General features: G+C 46.5%; 16 protein-coding genes. 12 read left to right on the top strand and 4 right to left on the bottom strand.

What is annotated here, in order from left to right; translation table 11 throughout:
• Positions 1 to 312 precede the first annotated feature (312 nt).
• The 4 genes from ACED36_RS09565 (at position 313) to ACED36_RS09550 (ending at position 2,926) form a co-directional block, all read left to right on the top strand.
• Positions 313 to 897 (top strand): TfoX/Sxy family DNA transformation protein, encoded by a 585-nt coding sequence (locus tag ACED36_RS09565; protein ID WP_016961400.1) that lies wholly within the window; start codon positions 313 to 315, stop codon positions 895 to 897.
• 109 nt (positions 898 to 1,006) lie between these two features.
• Positions 1,007 to 1,966 (top strand): DNA-binding transcriptional regulator DsdC, encoded by a 960-nt coding sequence (dsdC, locus tag ACED36_RS09560; protein WP_016961401.1) that lies wholly within the window; start codon positions 1,007 to 1,009, stop codon positions 1,964 to 1,966.
• Between the two features lie 79 nt (positions 1,967 to 2,045).
• Entirely contained in the window at positions 2,046 to 2,534 is a 489-nt protein-coding gene (locus tag ACED36_RS09555) for a TetR/AcrR family transcriptional regulator (RefSeq protein WP_016961402.1), read from the top strand.
• Positions 2,534 to 2,926 (top strand): hypothetical protein, encoded by a 393-nt coding sequence (locus ACED36_RS09550; protein ID WP_371733161.1) that lies wholly within the window; start codon positions 2,534 to 2,536, stop codon positions 2,924 to 2,926. The genes ACED36_RS09555 and ACED36_RS09550 overlap by 1 nt, the downstream gene beginning before the upstream one ends.
• A 51-nt stretch (positions 2,927 to 2,977) precedes the next feature.
• On the opposite strand, the gene ACED36_RS09545 is transcribed toward ACED36_RS09550, so the two are convergent.
• The 3 genes from ACED36_RS09545 to ACED36_RS09535 all read right to left on the bottom strand — a co-directional run bounded on the left by ACED36_RS09545 (position 2,978) and on the right by ACED36_RS09535 (position 6,180).
• Entirely contained in the window at positions 2,978 to 3,535 is a 558-nt protein-coding gene (locus ACED36_RS09545) for a hypothetical protein (RefSeq protein ID WP_017007481.1), read from the bottom strand.
• 191 nt (positions 3,536 to 3,726) lie between these two features.
• Positions 3,727 to 4,227 carry a response regulator gene (locus ACED36_RS09540; protein WP_017004099.1) on the bottom strand — a complete coding sequence of 167 codons (501 nt, stop codon included), beginning with the start codon at positions 4,225 to 4,227 and terminating at the stop codon, positions 3,727 to 3,729.
• Positions 4,228 to 6,180 (bottom strand): ATP-binding protein, encoded by a 1,953-nt coding sequence (locus ACED36_RS09535; protein ID WP_371733160.1) that lies wholly within the window; start codon positions 6,178 to 6,180, stop codon positions 4,228 to 4,230.
• Positions 6,181 to 6,351: 171 nt separating this feature from the next.
• Between ACED36_RS09535 and ACED36_RS09530 the strand changes: the two genes are divergently transcribed.
• From ACED36_RS09530 to udp, 7 genes are all read left to right on the top strand, one after another.
• Positions 6,352 to 7,668: a DUF945 family protein gene (locus ACED36_RS09530; RefSeq protein WP_371733159.1), complete on the top strand. Its 1,317-nt coding sequence runs from the start codon at positions 6,352 to 6,354 to the stop codon at positions 7,666 to 7,668.
• 262 nt (positions 7,669 to 7,930) lie between these two features.
• Positions 7,931 to 8,350, top strand: a complete 420-nt coding sequence (locus ACED36_RS09525; protein WP_017004096.1) for a CBS domain-containing protein — start codon at positions 7,931 to 7,933, stop codon at positions 8,348 to 8,350.
• Between the two features lie 171 nt (positions 8,351 to 8,521).
• Complete coding sequence (locus ACED36_RS09520) at positions 8,522 to 10,000, top strand: MATE family efflux transporter (protein WP_016961409.1); 1,479 nt, start codon at positions 8,522 to 8,524, stop codon at positions 9,998 to 10,000.
• Positions 10,001 to 10,171: 171 nt separating this feature from the next.
• The gene (locus tag ACED36_RS09515; RefSeq protein ID WP_017004095.1) at positions 10,172 to 11,587 is read left to right on the top strand and encodes a DASS family sodium-coupled anion symporter; all 1,416 of its coding nucleotides are present in this window, start codon (positions 10,172 to 10,174) and stop codon (positions 11,585 to 11,587) included.
• Positions 11,588 to 11,675: 88 nt separating this feature from the next.
• Complete coding sequence (locus tag ACED36_RS09510; RefSeq protein ID WP_017004094.1) at positions 11,676 to 12,149, top strand: response regulator; 474 nt, start codon at positions 11,676 to 11,678, stop codon at positions 12,147 to 12,149.
• Positions 12,150 to 12,263: 114 nt separating this feature from the next.
• Positions 12,264 to 14,744: a zinc/cadmium/mercury/lead-transporting ATPase gene (locus ACED36_RS09505; RefSeq protein ID WP_371733158.1), complete on the top strand. Its 2,481-nt coding sequence runs from the start codon at positions 12,264 to 12,266 to the stop codon at positions 14,742 to 14,744.
• Between the two features lie 198 nt (positions 14,745 to 14,942).
• Positions 14,943 to 15,710 carry a uridine phosphorylase gene (gene udp, locus ACED36_RS09500; RefSeq protein WP_016961414.1) on the top strand — a complete coding sequence of 256 codons (768 nt, stop codon included), beginning with the start codon at positions 14,943 to 14,945 and terminating at the stop codon, positions 15,708 to 15,710.
• A 105-nt stretch (positions 15,711 to 15,815) separates the two neighbouring features.
• Here the strand turns inward: udp and ACED36_RS09495 are convergent, their stop codons facing one another.
• A complete protein-coding gene (locus tag ACED36_RS09495; protein WP_371733157.1) occupies positions 15,816 to 16,985 on the bottom strand; it encodes a Card1-like endonuclease domain-containing protein in 1,170 nt (389 codons plus the stop codon).
• Positions 16,986 to 17,422: 437 nt separating this feature from the next.
• Between ACED36_RS09495 and ACED36_RS09490 the strand changes: the two genes are divergently transcribed.
• A partial coding sequence (locus ACED36_RS09490) for a retention module-containing protein (RefSeq protein ID WP_371733156.1) occupies positions 17,423 to 18,423 on the top strand: 1,001 nt, incomplete at its 3' end.

Below are 18,423 nucleotides of genomic sequence, written 5' to 3'. Positions count from 1 at the left end.
CAATATTATTAGTGGTGAAAACGCAAGTTTAAGGGCTGTCTCAAGACAAAACTTGAAGTGAATTAACGTTTGCAAGCCAAGCTTGATGCAATTGGTTGCACTAAATTGCGAGTCCAATAGCTCATTTAACATTGTGTATACATAAAAATTACACACCACAAACGTGACGGATGTTGCACTTTTGCTACGGTTTCACGCCGTGGGTGATCTGGTGCATGGTTTTCTATGCCTTTATGCGGCATCATTATTTCGCGTTGAGAAATTACAGAATGTTGGCCGAGGAATTGGCTGTTGGGGAGAAAGGAGGCACCTGTGCTTGAAGTTAAAAGTGGCTTTGTAGAGTACTTATCTCAGTTTGGCGAAACAGAGAAACGTTCAATGTTTGGCGGAACCGGCTTTTTTGTGAGCGGTGCAATGTTTGCACTGGTTAAGGAAGAACGTATTTACTTACGCGGCGGCGCAGACTTAACGGACGCGTTGTTGGCAAAAGAGTGTAAAAAGTTTGTTCATGTAAAGAAGAGCTCAACCGCGATTGTTAATTACTACGACATCACGGATCTTTATGACGCAGCAGATACAGGTTTAGACGCGATGGTAAAAAAGTCCGTGTTGAACTCTGTAGCAGAGAAAGAATACCGCGATTCCAAGCTAAACAAGCGTCTTCGTGATTTACCTAATCTGCGTTTGACCATTGAAAGAATGCTTAAAAAAGCAGGGATAGAAGATGTTGATACTTTCTTCTCAATGAGCCCTGAAGAATTGTTCCGAAAAGTGCAGGAAGCACACGGATACGATGTTGATATCAAACTGCTGTGGATGTTTGCCGGTGCTCAAACGGGCGTTCATTACACCTTGCTAAGTGAAGAGACCAAACAAAACCTTCTTCGCGCAGTGTGATTTCACACCATTCTCACCCCAAAAAAGCTGCATTGCGCAGCTTTTTGTCTTTATGACATCGTTAACCATCCCCTATACGTACATAGCCAATATTGCTACAGTCCCTTAAATGCGTATCAAAAACAGTGGCTTTGTCATGAAACTACCTGAGCTATCTTCCTCGTTGCTCGCAGGTCTGCACTGCTTTTCAATTGTCGCGGAAACAATGAGCTTTACTCGAGCAGCAGAGCAGCTCCATCTAACGCAAAGCGCTGTTAGCCATCGAATTAAAAAACTCGAGCAGCGTTTAGAGGTGTCGCTATTTATTCGACGTCCACGCCATCTGTCATTGACTAATGAGGGTGAGCAGCTAAAACAAGTGGTCGCAGAGCAATTTTCGGCTATTAGCCAAAAGTTATTGGAACTCAATCGAGCTAGACCATTTGGCGATTTCATCATTTCTGCGCCGCCGACTTTCGCGCAAAAATGGCTGGTGCCTCGACTTTCTCAATTCGCCGATACATTTCCAGATGTTACGCTCCATCTTAGAACTCGAAATGATTTGGTTGACTTCAAAGCCGAGGCTTTTGATTGTGCAATATATTTTGGTCATGGACGTTACACTGGGCTAGCGACTCATCATCTACTTGATGACTTCATCGTGCCGGTTTGCAGCCCTGAGTATGCAAAGAATCACAATCTTTATGACAATCCCCAGCAACTTGCTCAGTGCCAACTGCTTCATGATGCAGCCCCCTGGGCCAGCGCCAGTTTGAGTGACGAATGGCTGTATTGGGCGAATACCAACGGTGTTGAGTTAAATGGCACAAATCATAGTTTTGACCGCGCCGATCTTGCGCTTGAAGCAGCAACTTCAGGGATGGGGGTCGCCATCGGCCGTACCGCATATATTCAAGACTACTTGCACTCTGGTCGACTCGTGACGCCGATTGCGCAGTCGGTTAAATCTCCCTTTAGTTTTTATCTGGTATACCGTGAAGAACATGTAAACAATGCAAAAATAGTCGCATTTAGGCAGTGGTTGCTTGAACAACTCGAAAAGTCGACAAAATATCGATTGAATTGTTAATGAGTTTGGTGTGCTTTCTGTATCTTTTTGTCAATAAAATATAAGATACGCAGTATGTTAACGTGGACGCAATGGACTGATGGCGAAAAATACCAAAGAAGGTGCACAGCAAACAGAAGCGGCGATATATCAAACCATTATTGATATTTTCATGGAGCAGGGATGGGATGCGGTCACTTATGGCAGTATTGCTAAGCGCACCGGATTAAGTCGAAGTGGTATCCAGCGTGTTGTTCCTACGAAGGAATCAATGACTGGAGCCTTTCAAGGGCAAGTATTCCACTATGTTGTTGGGTTGATTGACTCGACGTCACATCAAACAATTAAATCAACGTGGTGCGCTGCACTCCAAGAAGCAAAATTCATTCACTGTATTAAGTATTTTCTTGGCGCGACTGGTGCTGATTCTAGCGGCAAAGAAAAGGCGGCAGCTGCGTTGGAAAAACTGTTCGATTTATACGGTCAGAGCATTGTTATCGAGTTATTAGGTTTGTCTGTTGCTCATTTACTCGAGGTGAATGTTGATTGGAATGAAAGTCCGAGCGGCCTAAACAAGGAAGAAGGTTAATGCGTTTACTAAAAGGGAATAGCCCCTCAAAATTTATAGCCACAGGTTGTTTGTATATCACAGTCAGCCTTTCGGGCTGCGCGATTAAGCAAAGCAAAGATGTGACTGTTTATCAGAGTCGCGGGGCTGTTCAGTGTGAGACGACTGGGAGTACCGTGCAAGAAAGTCGTGACAAACTCATGTCGATTGGCGTGAGTGTTGAATCGTCCCAATGTGCGAGATTAAATGATCTTATGTTTGCAAGTGTGTGTGGTGGTAAAACCGCGGACATTTTGGTTCACAGCGTAAACGCGAGAGACCTAAAAGTCGTGCAAGAGATGGGATTCACATTGGTCAGTGAGCTTGAGTCTGCAGAAAGTGAGGCGGGTTATACAATTGTTCCGTGCGAATAGAAACGTGAGATGAAAAAAGGCCTCATTGAGGCCTTTTTTGATGATGCTAACTTAGTATTTGAAACGTGTGGTGAACATGAATTGATCGCCATATGCTTCGTTAAAGCGAATCTGAGCACCAAGCGAGAACAATTCGGTTGCGTGGAAGCGACCAAAAACTGACCCAAAGATATCTTCATCGCTATCAATGGAGACGTGACCGAGTTCACCGCCTACTTCTAATTGTGGACCCAACCATTGACGCACACCTAGGTTAACTTCAACACCAAGTTCTGTGTCGTGGCCGAAACGTCCGCGTTGCTTCATCGAGCGAAGGCCGAGTTCGCCATAGACGTCAGCCCAGTTGTTAACTGGCGCATGGAAACCAATAGCGGCAGTCGCATCGAAATCAGATTCGAACTCACTATCAATTTCTGCACGAATGTGTGCATTAGGGTGAATAGACGTGCTAAAACCAACGCCGTAGGTCACAGGGCTAATACCAACACGAGCCTCAAAGTAGTCGTAGCTGAAGTTGCTCATGCTGCCATCATTAGCAGCACTTGCGGCAGAGAATACAGCAGAAGAAGCTGCGGCCAGTAAAATACCAGCAATCTTGGTTTTGCGCATGAAAGGTCTCGTGATGAAAAAGGAGTTATGGTGTAGTTTAATAGAAGTCGCTTTTGCTAAACAACAGCATAGCGAGCATTTAAAGCACTACTGAGTCAAATTTAAGCAAAAAATACGAAAAAGTCTGTTAGACAGGCGCTGCAATCATAAATTGTCCTACCATTACTGTGCCTATCATTAAATCACTCTCGCTAGTCGTCAGAATAATTGAGTCGATTATTACTGATCGATTCCATGATTCTCTCTGCATCCAAAACCCTAACCCAAGGCAATAGGTTACCGTCATGTGCGATCATAAATGTAGTTAGTTGGTCGATCACTACCTGTCGCAGGGTTTCACCTTGCCACGGTTTCGCAATGAAATAATCAAGGCTGCCATGATTCACTGCTTGAACGGTCTCTTCTAAACCAGCTTGACCCGTGAGCAGCAACTTTCTTGCTTTGGCGGTAATATCAAAGCGATTGAGTTCGATAAGAAAGTCGACCCCAAGGTCTTCCGGCATAATGTGATCACACAAGATCAGGGCGAGTTGAAGCTCGTCAGCGGCGGCTTCAGCAAGAATCTCTCTGGCCTCAGCAACGGATTCAGCGGCCTCGATAACAAAGTGCTCTTCGAGTGACGCGAGGTCATTGGTGACACTGTCGAGTACGTCACGTTCATCATCGACGCACAAAATAAGGTATTGGCTCATTTAGTCCTCCTTGGGGGGCGTGAGTAGCGGGGAATAGGGCAGGGTAACAATCATCGCCGTGAACTCACCGGCCGAAGAGCTAACATCAATCAACCCACCGTGATGCTCCACAATTTGACGACACACAGACAAACCGATACCCAAGCCGAAGTGACCCTCTCGTTTAGTCGTGTAGTTGAGTTCAAAGATCTTATTCTTAATTGACGCAGGGATCCCCATGCCATTGTCCCGTACGGTTACTTTGACGGCTTTACGACTGCGATATACCGTCTCTCGGGTTGTGACATGGATTTCACCGTCATTGCCTACCGCATCAAGAGCATTAGAAATGAGGTTTGTCCACACTTGTTGAAGGGCGATGGGCATACAGCGAATGGGCCTTAGCTCACCATAATCACGGACAAGCTGAATGCGCTTTAGTTGGTTTTCAAACATGACCAGTGTGTCTTCAATACCTTCATGAATATCTACTTCATGCATGGTTTCGTCATCTTGTCGCGCGTAGGTTTTCAAGCTCTTGACCATATCGGCAATGCGTTGAGCGCACACATTGGTTGAACGCAGTAAGCTGCCCGCTTGATAGAACATGTCCCATTGATTCAATGTATCCGTGAATTCTGGCGCGAGCTTTTTCTGCCAAAGTTGAATGTCATCAGGTTTATCTAGCCCCATATTAACGGCTTTTCGCGCAAGGTTCCGGTTGCCAACAAGGGATTCAATTGCCTTGGATTTTTTACGAGCATCTGCCGTGGACATGGGACGAGAGAGCAGTGCTTCCGCCATAATTTGGTTTGCTTTGTCTCTCGCTACATCGCTCAATTCGACATTAATCAATTGACCAATATTATCTCTGAGCGTGTCACTGTTTCTGAGAATGGCAGAAACTGGGTTATTCAGTTCATGCGCCACGCCGGCCACGAGTTGCCCAAGCATCGCCATTTTCTCTTTTTCAATAAGTTGCTTGTGCGCTAGTTCGAGTGATTGAAGCGTTTGTTGCAATTTCACTTCAGTAGAAATGCTGCGCTTGAGTCGTCGGTTAAAATGGCGAAGCAGGTAACTGGAAAAAAGCGGGAGCAAATCATTTCTGGCCTGCATAACCTGAGAAAACAAGGTGCGGTTGAGTTTTATAACTTTGGTGGGCTCTAAGGTAATGCCCGTTGAAAATGACACATCACCAGTGACAAATGACATTCCGCCAATCAAGCTTCCTTGCCCCAGTCTTGCTACTTCATGAGACGCGCCAGTCTCGTCACGTTTTAACAGTGCCACTTCACCTTCTTCGACGAACCAAAGGAATGAATTGGGTTTGCCTTCGTGTGTCAGCAGATGATCTTCACTGTAGAAGCGAGTCACGTTGTGCTCACTGTTCTGAGCAAAATACTCGTGTAAGCCTTGAACCAACTCTTGTGCTAAAACTTCATCACTGACGCCCAGCGCAGATTCGATGAAACCATTGCGGTAAGAAGCGAGCTTGTTCTCAATGTGAGCATCTAGCAGCCTTTTTTGGTCTAGCACACTGCAGTACTTCAATAATTCGTCACTGTTGTGCTGAAGCACATATTGGGTCAGTTCTCTCTTGGCTGTGTCAGCCATGGCTTGCGGTGCCCATGGCTTTGTCATGCAATAGTTGAGTCGACCTTCGTTAACCGCCTGCATGATAATGTCTAAATTTGGCTGATCATTCAGCAGTATGGTTCGTGCACCGTGTGAAGCGGGGTGATTGTCGATGTTTATCAGCAGATTAATGCCCTGGTCTTCGCCCAGTGTATGGTCACAGATAAACAGGGCGATACGACGCTCATTGCGCTGCAATTCTTCAAGAATTTCACTCGCAGTGTGCGTGTTGTCCGCGCAAATGATGTCGAATAACCCACCAAACGCTGACAATTCGGATTCAATTTTGGTCAAGATGGTGGGGTCATCATCAAGACATAAGATGACTTGTAGATTCATACGTTTATCTATTATCACTATTTTTTATGAGTGTATCGTTTTCACCGTCTTTAAGCTGAGAAGAGCGCTGCAAACTGGCACATATTGAAAGAAAACCTCTTCTGGCCATGGGGTTATAGATGGGGATGGTTTAAACTCTTCTAAAATTAATGCCGGACCCATGGAGCAAAAATGATTTTTGGAAAGTACACGGCAATAGCTGGAGCCGTCGCGGTAGGTGTGTTGTGGCCATTTGCAACAGGTCAAATTGGTCAGTCTTTTTATGATAATGAGATTAAGCAAATCCAGTCGCCTTATCTTACTGTCGAAAATACATCCTATGAACGAGGTTACCTCTCTTCTGAGGTTATCACGCGAGTTGCTGTCATCGGGTCGATGAAAGAAGTTTATGAAGACGAAGGCCTACCAACATCTTATTCTGTGTTGAGTCACGTGAGTCATGGATTCCTAGGTGTTAGCACCACGTCCACGCTAGAAATGACACCTGAGATCAAAGTGATTACCGATCTGCTTTGGCCGTCGGGCGAGTCTCCACTTACGATTGTCACGGAGACCTCGTTGCTGGGCGCCACTCAGTATGATGTGACAGTGCGAGCGATGAATGGCGAAAACGACGAAATCAAAGTGACGAGTTCACCTGCGAATGTATCAGGAACGGCCGATAAAGATGGCGTGATGGTGTTCCAGTTGGAGATGCCGTTTATTGAATTATCGAGCCCTGAAGGTGAGAAATTCGCGCTGAAAGACATCACAGGCAGTGGCGATGGCCAACTGGTTGATGAAGTTTGGGTCGGGTCGCAAAGAGTGAATGTCGCAACCAGTACATTTAGTGATATGTCAGGCTCAACGGTGACGATTGATAAGCTTGCTGTGGATGTGAAGAACGCGCTATCTGCCATCAACAACGGTGATGTGAAAACAGCAGCGCCTGATGAACTTCGTTTTGATAACACCAATGTTATCTCATTCGAAAAGTTTGATATGCCAGACACGCTGGTCGTTGATAACTTTAAGATGGGTGTAAATTTCAATGCGCTTGATTACAACTCAATGATCGCCTTGGCGACAACGGCAGATTCGATGAGTGCTGAGCCGACTGAAGAAGAAATGATGAAGTTGGTGACAGCGTTAGATGGTCTGGTCGAGAAAGGCCTAACCTTCGAAATCATTCCATTGGAACTTGATACACCAGAAGGGCATATTGACGCGAAGTTTGATTTATCCGTCGAGCCTGGGCTTGGCAGTGTGACCCAAAATGTTGGTGCACTCATGACGAAGCTGAAGGGCAACTTTTTCATTAATGTTCCTACAGCATACGTTGAAGGTGTCCCTGAAGTGGAGGCGTCTTTGTCTAACTTAGAACCTTATGGCTTCATTTCTCAAGCTGAGAATGGCGTGACACTGACAGCGAAAATTGAAGGTGATCAAGCAGTATCGCCTAGTGGTGAGAAGATTCCGCTGGGTCTGTTGATGATGATGCTGATGTAATCGAGCGTAAGATTTATATACGCACGGTTTAATATCTTCACTATTTTTATTAAAACCAGCATCAATAGATGCTGGTTTTTTTGTGCCTTTTTTGTAAGCCAATGAGAGGTTTTGAATGAAAAACACTCTTTCATTTGTGACAAAGCATAAAAATACTTCTGCATGAGCTAGTAATTTGGTCAGCTTGGTCGACACTAATAGTGAGATAAACAGAGATTTTTCGCTGTATCGATATAACTGCTGAATAATTATTGGGGGATGCATGGAATCGATAAAAGTAAAAGATTACATGAACAAACGACCCGTGACCTTCAAGGCTTCCATGTCTCTGTCTGTCGCGCTAGAAAAAATGCTGAATGCAAACCAATCCGGCGGTCCCGTGCTGGACGAAAACCATCATGTTGTGGGCTTTTTGTCTGAACAAGATATGATCCATAAATTGCTCAGAATGGGTTATTACTGTCATGATACAAATACAGTAGATGACTGCATGCACAAAGAGGTATCAGCCGTATTACCCGATGACAGTATTATTAAGCTGGCAGAAGAAATGCTACCGGGCAAACCTAAGCTGTACCCTGTTGTTGATGAAGATGATCGCCTAGTGGGTATCATTACGCGTCGCGACATTTTGAAAGCGATAGCCACTCAAATTGATGACAGCTTTCACCATCCCGTATAATGGTTAAACATTTTTGAATGTGTCGTATCAAAAGAGGTGCTTGAAGCACCTCTTTTTAATGGCACAATACTTACCGACAGAAACATCTACCCGCACATTGTGATTCAGTCTTTTCTCTCATCACGCCGCAAGGATGGCTGACAGTCTCTCTTACTTAATACGGAAATTAGTATGCCCAATCAGCAACAAGCCAAGTTTGTTAATGGCTCTATCATGCGTCATATCACCGTCATGTCGACGTCTGGCGCGGTGGGGCTTATGGCTCTATTTTTGGTCGATTTAGTTGATATGTTTTTTATCAGTTTACTCGGTCAAGTTGAATTAGCCGCGGCGATTGGTTTTGCTGGCACCATCGTCTTTTTCTCAACGTCAGTGTCTATTGGCACCTCGATTGCTATGGGAGCATTGGTTAGCCGCGCTTTGGGTTCGGGAAATCGAGAAGAGGCTCGAAAGTTAACGGGCAGCATTATGGTTTTCGCGGCTATTGTTAGCGCGGTCACCGTGGGAATCATCTTGTTTTTTGTTGATCCGATCCTCGCGTTGATTGGTGCTCAAGGGGAAGCGGCACAAAAAGCGAAAGACTTTCTCGTTATTCTCCTTCCCGGTGCGCCCTTAATGGCAATGGGCATGTCAGCGGGGGCGGCGCTAAGAGGAGTGGGAGACGCGAAGCTATCAATGGCGGCAACCCTGATTAGCGGCGCGGTGAATGCCATTCTCGACCCTATTTTCATCTTTGGACTTTCTATGGGAATAGAGGGGGCAGCGACGGCATCGCTACTGTCTCGTTTCGTGTTGTTTGGCGTCGCTTTCCATGCCGTTCACCGTAAACATGATTTGGTGGCTCGCCCTACCTTTGCAGATCTCTCGCAGCACTTTCGTGCCATCATGAATATCGCTGGCCCCGCGATTGTTACTAACACGGCAACGCCGATTGGTAATGCCATCGTCACCGCTCAAATCGCTAAATTCGGCGCGGATTACGTGGCTGGATATGCCGTGATGGGCCGATTGTTACCTGTATCCTTTGCGCTGATTTTTTCGTTGTCAGGTGCTGTTGGCCCGATTCTAGGGCAGAATTATGGCGCGCAAAAATTCGATAGAGTTCAGCAAACGTTAAGTGACTCGGTAAAGTTTGTCACTGCGTATTGTGTGGTTGTGGCACTGATTTTGTTCCTCGCACAAGGGTTCATCATTGATGCATTTAGCCTTGATGGTGATGCTTCATCCATGGTGACATTGTTCTGTACTTACATCGCCATTACCTTCATTTTCAACGGTACCTTGTTTGTGTCTAATGCCGCGTTTAACAACCTGAACAGACCGACATGGTCAACGTTATTAAATGTCGGAAAGGCAACACTAGGCACGATTCCTTTTGTTTACGTTGGCGGCTACATGGGAGGGGCAGAAGGCGTGTTGATTGGTCAAGCCGTTGGTTCTGTTCTCTTCGGCATTGCAGGATACATCTTGGTTAAAAAACTCATCGCACAGCTTGCCCGAGACCATGAGCAAAAAGAAGAAGATGTGGTTGCGATTGAACCTGCTGTACCCGTGACAGCGTTTAGCAGCTTCCGAGCCGTCATGGCGGAAGAAAGCGAGAGCGCAATCAACACCGATACAGACAAAAAAGACGCCGCTCCCAAACGCTAGTCGATGAAGGGATGTTTCTAACGAAACGTCCCTTTTTTCTATTCGATATTTTCACTTAGAAATGAGTCCAATTTATTGATCTAATTCAGTACTCCTTGAAAGCAAGTAGCGCAGAATAAGCGTGTTGCCCACGGAATGTGGGTGTTTAGCTTTAAGGGATTACAAGCGATTATGCGCGTTCAGGCGAAATACATACTTCCTATTCTTATACCGCTGGTGGTGATGCTACTACCAGCGTCTGTTTTTCCATTTGAAACCCTGACTGTGATGCAGCAGCGGGCTATCGCTTTGTTTTTACTCGCAGCGTTATGCTGGGTACTTGAGCCCATTCCTATCTATGCCACGTCCGTTCTGGTGATTGTGCTTGAATTGCTTTTTCTCTCAGACAAAGGACTGATCTGGTTTAGAACCGATGCTGGAACGCCAGAGTTTGGCGGGCTACTCCACTACAGCGATATCATGGCAACGTTTGCCAGCCCCATTATCATGCTATTTCTTGGTGGATTCTTTCTCGCGATGGCAGCGACAAAATACCGTTTAGACGTCAACCTTGCCCGTGTATTGCTCAAACCATTTGGTCATAAACCTCAGATGGTCATGGCTGGGCTCATGCTCATCACCGCCGTGTTTTCTATGTTTATGTCTAATACGGCCACGACAGCGATGATGTTGGCTATTCTTACTCCCATTCTCATGGTGTTCAAACCGAACGACCCAGGCAAGATTGCTTTCGCGTTATCCATTCCTGTTGCCGCCAACATCGGTGGTATTGGTACACCGATTGGTACGCCACCTAATGCGATTGCACTGCAATATTTAACCGGCGAAAATTTGATCACCTTCGGCGAATGGATGGCGTTTGGTGTGCCGTTTGTGGCTGTCATGTTGGTATTGGCGTGGGCGTTGTTGAGCTATTTATTCCCATCAAATGAACAATCGATTTCGCTAAGTATTAAAGGCAAGTTTCTTAAAACGCCTAAAGCCATCACCGTCTATGTCACGTTTGCTACGACGGTGTTGCTTTGGTTGATGGGCTCACGCCATGGCATGAACTCCTACACGGTTGCACTTATTCCCGTGGCCGTGTTTTCGATGACTGGCATCATTAACAAAGAAGATCTGAAAAAGGTCTCTTGGGATGTGCTTTGGTTGGTATCGGGTGGCTTTGCGTTAGGTTTAGCATTGGACAAAACGGGCTTGGCAAGACTGATTGTCCACAGCATTCCGTTTGAGAACTTTGCACCTGAGATTGTCCTGTTGGGCGCAGCAGCACTCTGTCTGCTAATGGCAAACTTCATGTCCCACACTGCAACGGCTAACTTGTTGATGCCGATTATGGCCGCGCTGGGTATGTCCATGACTTCATTGTCATCTCTTGGTGGTGAAGCGACATTAATCCTGATTGTTACTTTTGCTGCATCCTTGGGTATGTCACTGCCAATAAGTACGCCGCCAAATGCACTGGCGCATGCCACTGGGCATGTAAATAGCAATCAAATGGCAAAAGTCGGTGTGGTACTTGGCATTGTGGGTGTCGCACTAAGTTTTGTGATGGTTTGGATACTTCGACTGGTTAATTTCTTATAGCATCAATTCAGTGATGCCAAGTTTCTAACAATGGGCGAGGGCGACGAGTCACTTGCCTTTACAGTAGGCTTTTAGAAAGGGGAAACAGATGGAAAAAGTGAACATTATCTGCGTTGATGATCAGCGTGAAGTGTTAGATGCTGTGCTCAAAGATCTCGCTCCCCTTGCGGTTGCGTTTCATATTGAAGATTGTGAGTCAGCCGATGAAGCGTTGGCGTTAATGGATGATCTTGATGCAGAAGGCGAGCACATTGCATTGATCATTTCTGATCATGTGATGCCCGAGAAAACCGGTGTTGAGTTACTGACCGAAGTCTCCTTGGACCCACGTTTTCGTGGCACACGCAAGGTACTGCTGACCGGACAAGCAACGCATGCTGATACGATTGAAGCCATCAATAACGCCTGTATTGAGCGATACTTTGAAAAACCTTGGCAAGCAATTGTTCTGCAAGAAGCGGCAAAGAAACTGATTACCCATTTCGTGTTTGATGCAGGATTAGACTATCGCGATTATCAGGCAGCGTTGGATACCCAAGTTATTTTAGATCGACTGAAGTAACTTATCAGATAGAAATGCCGGCGAGAAAGTCCCAAATAATGATCTTGTTTACTTGACCTTGGAGTTAGCTCCAAGGTTTACACTGAGTGTAATTTCAAATAGGGAGATAGCCTTATGTGTCATTCATGTAAATCGGGTCATTGTAACAAACCAAGTCATCAACACGCCCATTCTCAGGCCGCACCAGTGTCAACAAACACATGCTGTAATGCCAGTGCTTCTGCGTCAGTCAGCGACGGCAGTGATGCTCTACCTGAGGATTGCGACGACCCCGCAGGACAAGGCTGTTGTGACCACGAACACAGCAGCCATGATGTTAATTCAGAGCACTCTCACGATGGCCACGTCCATTCGCACGTGCATGCTCCCGATGAGCCGCAACAACAATCACCGATTGCCAAAAGCCATGCATGGCGTGTCACCAACATGGATTGCCCTAGTTGTGCGGGTAAGCTTGAAGGCGCGATTAAAAGCCTACAGGGTGTGACGCAGGTAAATGTCCGATTCGCGACAGAAAAACTCGTTGTCAGCTTTGATCGTGAACCCACACAGATTCAGCTTGAACAAATCAATGCTCGCGCTAAGCAAACCGGATTCCCTCTGGTAGATCTCTCTCTTCCTTCTAAAAAATCACAGCCTAAAAGTGCACTCCAGCGCATCAAAGAAGAAGGCGTTCTCCTTTCGCTTATCGGCGTGATGAGCATTGCTGGCATTCTCTCCATTTGGGTGCCTGACCTGTCGCGCATATTGTTTAGTGTTGCTACCGTCATTGGCCTTATTCCTATTGTTAAAAAAGCGGTGGTACTAGCAAGAAGTGGATCGCCATTCTCGATAGAAATGTTGATGTCGATTGCCGCCATTGGTGCGCTTTACCTTGGCGAAACGGTCGAAGCTGCCATGGTTCTGGTGCTCTTTTTGATTGGCGAGCGACTTGAAGGTTATGCATCAGCAAAAGCGCGTGCAGGCATAAAATCATTGATGGCATTGGTACCAGAAAATGTGGTCAGAATTGAAAAAGATGGAGGCCGAAAAGACGTCTCTGTATCCACACTTCAGCCGGGAGATATTATTGAAATTTCGCCGGGTGGCAGGCTTCCAGCCGATGCTTCGCTTGTTGCCGAAAGCGCGAGTTTTGATTTAAGTGCATTGACAGGAGAGTCTATTCCTGTTGAAAAAAGTGCAGGTGAGAAAATACCAGCGGGCGCGTTGGCTGTTGACCAACGTGTCGAATTGGAAGTGGTATCCAAACAGGGTGAAAGTGCGATAGACCGCATATTAACCTTGATAGAAGACGCAGAATCTCGACGAGCACCTGTCGAGCGATTCATCGACCAATTTAGCCGTTGGTATACACCTTTGATGATCATCATTGCTGCATTGATTGTCATCGTGCCTCCGCTTATGTTTGGAGAAAGTTGGGATGTTTGGATTTATCGCGGACTCACGTTGCTGTTAATTGCTTGTCCTTGTGCGCTGGTGATTTCAACACCAGCGGCAATGACATCAGGGCTTGCGGCGGCGGCGAGACACGGTGCATTAATAAAAGGCGGTGCAGCGCTAGAAGCGTTGAGCCGTGTTGAATGGGTCGCTTTTGATAAGACGGGCACCTTAACGGAAGGTAAGCCGGTGGTCACTGACATACTCTGTTGGCAGGGTGGCAGTCACGACATGCTTGCACTCGCATCTGCGGTGGAGCAAGGCTCACATCATCCTCTGGCAAAAGCGCTTGTTATCGAAGCGCAACGTCAGCAAGTGAGCATTCTTTCCGCCGACAATGTACGTACAGATGCGGGTAAAGGCGTGTCGGGCAATGTGGACGGTAAGAAGATAACCATTGTTGCGCTCGATAAACGTAATGACACGCAAGTCGTGCAGGCTGAAAATGTTGAGAGTGCACAGCAGTTAGCGGATAGTGGAAAAACCGTTGCGATTGTTTTTATCGATGATGTTGCGAATGGCGCAGTGGCATGGCGTGATGAACTACGTCAAACGGCGGTTCATACCATTGAGAGCTTAAAAGATGCAGGTATTCGCTCTCTTATGTTGACAGGGGATAACCCAAAGGCCGCAGCAGGTTTGGCTGGTATTTTGAATATGGAATACCAAGCGGGTTTGATGCCGGAAGGTAAAGTTGATGCTATCAATGTATTAGCGAATCATTCTCGAGTTGCCATGGTGGGGGATGGGATCAACGATGCACCTGCAATGAAAGCGGCGACAATTGGCATTGCGATGGGGAGCGGCACAGACGTTGCGCTTGAAACCGCCGATATCGCCCTAAGACATAATCGTATTGAAAGTATTCCAGAGATCATCGATCTCGCTCGAGCGACCATGGCGAATGTTCGCCAAAATGTCGCGCTAGCCATTGGATTAAAAGCCATTTTTCTTGTGACAACGGTAATGGGTTTCACCGGGCTTTGGGTTGCCGTGCTTGCAGACAGTGGGGCAACGGCCATTGTCACCATGAATGCGCTACGTTTGTTGCGTTATAAAGCCAAAACGCGTCGAGTCGCGCCTGAGGGGCAAAGGCCGGAAAACGGTTTAGTTCGACCACAAGATGACCGCGATGGCTCCCATGGACAAATGAATTAGCGTTGGTGATCTACATCACTCATATGTGCAATGTAATGAAATGAAAATATTTTAAATTTGAATTTCGTCACTTTATTTTTCATTCCAAACGTTAAGGTGGTGGCTGAATTCATCGCCACCTAATCATTCGTGGCAATCGTACTCAGCACTTTTCGATTTAGACAAAGCTGAGGGGCACGATACAGTGAGGAGACAATCATGACTGAGCAAAACGTATTCCATTTGGGCGTCAACGCATCGGATCTAGACGGTGCAACATTGGCCATTATTCCGGGTGATCCTGCCCGAGTGGAAAAGATTGCAGCCTTGATGGATTCGCCTAAATTTTTGGCGAGCCATCGTGAATACACCGTTTATTTGGCGAAATTGGAAGGTCAGTCAGTGGTGGTTTGCTCCACAGGGATTGGTGGCCCTTCAACATCAATTGCGGTTGAAGAATTGGCACAACTCGGTGTACGCACATTTTTGCGCGTGGGTACAACCGGCGCTATTCAGCCAAACATCAATGTCGGTGACATGATTGTGACGACCGGTTCAGTGCGATTAGATGGTGCGAGTTGCCATTTTGCGCCTCTAGAATTCCCAGCGGTTGCGGACTTTGATGTGGCGACAGCAATGAAAGCAGCGGCTGATGAGTCTGGTGCGGCGGTGCACACTGGCGTAACTGCTTCAAGCGATACGTTCTACCCAGGGCAAGAGCGATACGATACCTTCAGTGGTCGCGTTGTTCGTCGTTTTCAGGGTTCAATGAAAGAATGGCAAGACATGGGCGTATTGAACTTTGAAATGGAATCCGCGACGTTGCTGACCATGTGTGCAAGTTCAGGACTGAAAGCGGGTTGTGTGGCGGGCGTGATTATTAATCGCACCCAGAAAGAAATCCCAGACCAAGCGACGATGGCTGCGACTGAAGCGCGTTCAATTAAAGTCGTGGTGGAATCCGCACGCAAAATGCTCACTGAGTAATACGCTGATCGGCGATAACATCGAAAAGCCGGCTAATTTGCCGGCTTTTTTGTATTTGCATGATTTTCTTCTCTCACCCAAAAGGGAAACGAAGAACATCGCAGGTTACGAGAAAGACGCCTTCTCTGTCCCGCCTGCCGCCAAAAACCACTCATGGAGATGCGTTTTTAGGTCAGCAAGCTGATCTGGGCCGATAAGCGCCAATCCAAGGTCTGTGGCACGCGTGATATCGTGATGCCTTAAAGGACGGAAGCTGACCAGCATCGCACGCGCTTGTAAACCGCCAAGAAGGTCGCGAATTGATTCAAGCTTATAAAGCGTATCATCGCCATCACTCGACATTCCTTTGGTTTTACATTCGATGATATGGAGTTTGTTGTTCACAACAGTGGCAACATCCAGTTCGTTGCGCACTTCTTTCTCGCCAATTTTACGATAAACCTGCACACCAAGGGACAAATCTTGGATGGTGAGAAGATCGTGCTTAATGGCTTCAACCACATGGTGTACATACCACTCTAGCCATTCACCATTGGCAAAACGCCTAGCGGCTTCGTTTGTAAACGTCAGTATGCCATTCTCAAAGTTGGATAAACCTGCGTCGTTGAGGTCATCAATCAGCATTTTGAGTTCTCGATAACCCTGTTGCTTCTCGCTCAGCTCAACATCAAGCTTCTGTTCTTTACGACAGGTTGTCGCTAAGTAGTTGAGTGTGGCGAGACCTGGGCCAAGCTCATAGGCGTTACTTGCCCACTTTTGGCCCAGTGTTTCAATGGTGGTATCCAATACGCTGCGGATATCTTCATCTTGCAACTGACAACGCGCACCAAAAATCGTTAAGTAGTCGCTAATGTTGATATGGTCTTCGACTTGTTGTTGCTCAAGACCGTATGGATACAACCAGCACAATTCATCACTGAAAGGTTCGATGACATAAATGGGCCAGTGATAGGTGCGGAAAATTTCATAAGCGGTCAGAAGGCGGTGACGCAAACCACAACTGGCATTGAAGCACACCTCCGCACCTTCTTGCTTCAACCTTTCCGCGAGTTCAACAATTTTGCTTTTGATTAGCGGAATATTGATGTCAGAAGGGATCTGGAAAAATTCAGTGATGATGCCTTTTGGCGTCAATACTTTACTGAGCTGTTCATACTGTTGCAGCTGACATTCAACGCCAATGAATATGACTTTCTCGGCCTTGAATTTTCGGTGTAGCAAAGCGGTGACCAATCGAACTGGATCTTGGTCAATTATACCGACGTGAATGGCCATATTTACTCCATGTAGATGCATTCGAGCAGTAGACCTGCTCACCCATCTTTTGTTGTTCTTCTGGCTAATATCAGGGCTTGATTGGGAATATTCAAGTACTTAGTCATATTTATCCCTAGAGGAAGTATGGACTCGAGTTCGTCAAATGACATTGCTATGTAAATTTCGGTGCGAATAGCGCTGATTTTCCTAATATTAATAGTGCCATTTGTGTCAATAGTTAAACATTGACGAGTAAGAGATGAAAGATTCCGTCTCAGGCTGTCTCAATATTGAGCGAGCCATGAAACTAGCTGGCTTAGGGGTAACACCGTGATATGGCGGCTGGTTACACTGTATAGCTGGGTAGCTTCTAGGTTGAGGATGCTCAGGTTTATGCATCACTTTTAGAGACACGGATTCGCGCCAAAATTGCGATAAAAGGTTGGGGTAAAAATATGATTGGTCATGAGTTTGACACGAAGTTAAATATTGACAGCGTTAAAGGACAAGCATTCTTAGTTTCCAATGAATCGGGTATCGTATCCGCGGTTCCCGGTATGCAAATAGCGCCCAATCAAGTGTTACTGACCAATGATAATAGTGCGGTTGTCGTCAGCCAAAGTGAACAGCAGTTCTATGTCGACAGTCGATGTGCCTCCTGCCTTATTCCTATCTCCGAAGGTGATGCCCAACTTGCTACCACAGGCATCGGGGTTCGATTTAACGAGGACGGCTTTGATGTAAACCAAGGTTTAAACCTTGATGTAGCCGATTTGCAGCGACTGATCTTAGAAGGCATTGACCCCACCGAATTATTTGAAGAAGCCGCTGCGGGTGAAAATCTTGGATCGTCGAACGCAGGTTTTATCGTCATTGATTATCTGTATGCATCGTCGTTAACTGAAGCGGGATTCGATACCGCTGGCCCGTTAGGTGCTAATAATGATGACGTGGATTTTCTTGGTGGTGATCTCTTCGGGTCTTCTCGGTCGCCTGCCGTTGATATTGATGCTGCTGGTGGACAGAGTATTAAACTTGAAGTTACCGAAGGCGACCTAGACGTCAATCCTTATGGTGTTCCTCAAACTCAGTCGTTTGTCATTGAAGGTGGCACCGATCGTTTGTTACCCGGCTCGCTTCAGATCGCGCCGAGCGATTTAGCTGCGTTCGAAGCTGAGTTAGCCGGTGTGACATCAAATGGCGAACCCGTACTGTTTACTCGTCAAACGAGTGTGGATAGTGATGGCGTTGGCACATTTACGCTGGTGGGAACGGTGAATGGCGAGGTTGTCGTTACCTTAACTTTAACGGCAACCCAAGATGGAAACGGACTCTCTGTTTCTGCATCTTTGACGCAATCTGGTCCATTAGATCACTTAGACAGCACGGGCAGCTACGTGACTATCAATGGCGATAGCATTGCGATTGATTTGCCGTTGCAAGTCGCGGATACCGG

The organism is Enterovibrio sp. FF113 (assembly GCF_041439165.1).
Taxonomy (GTDB): domain Bacteria; phylum Pseudomonadota; class Gammaproteobacteria; order Enterobacterales; family Vibrionaceae; genus Enterovibrio; species Enterovibrio norvegicus_A.
Note: the sequence above shows the minus strand (reverse complement) of the source record. Positions and strands in the feature narration are given on the sequence as shown.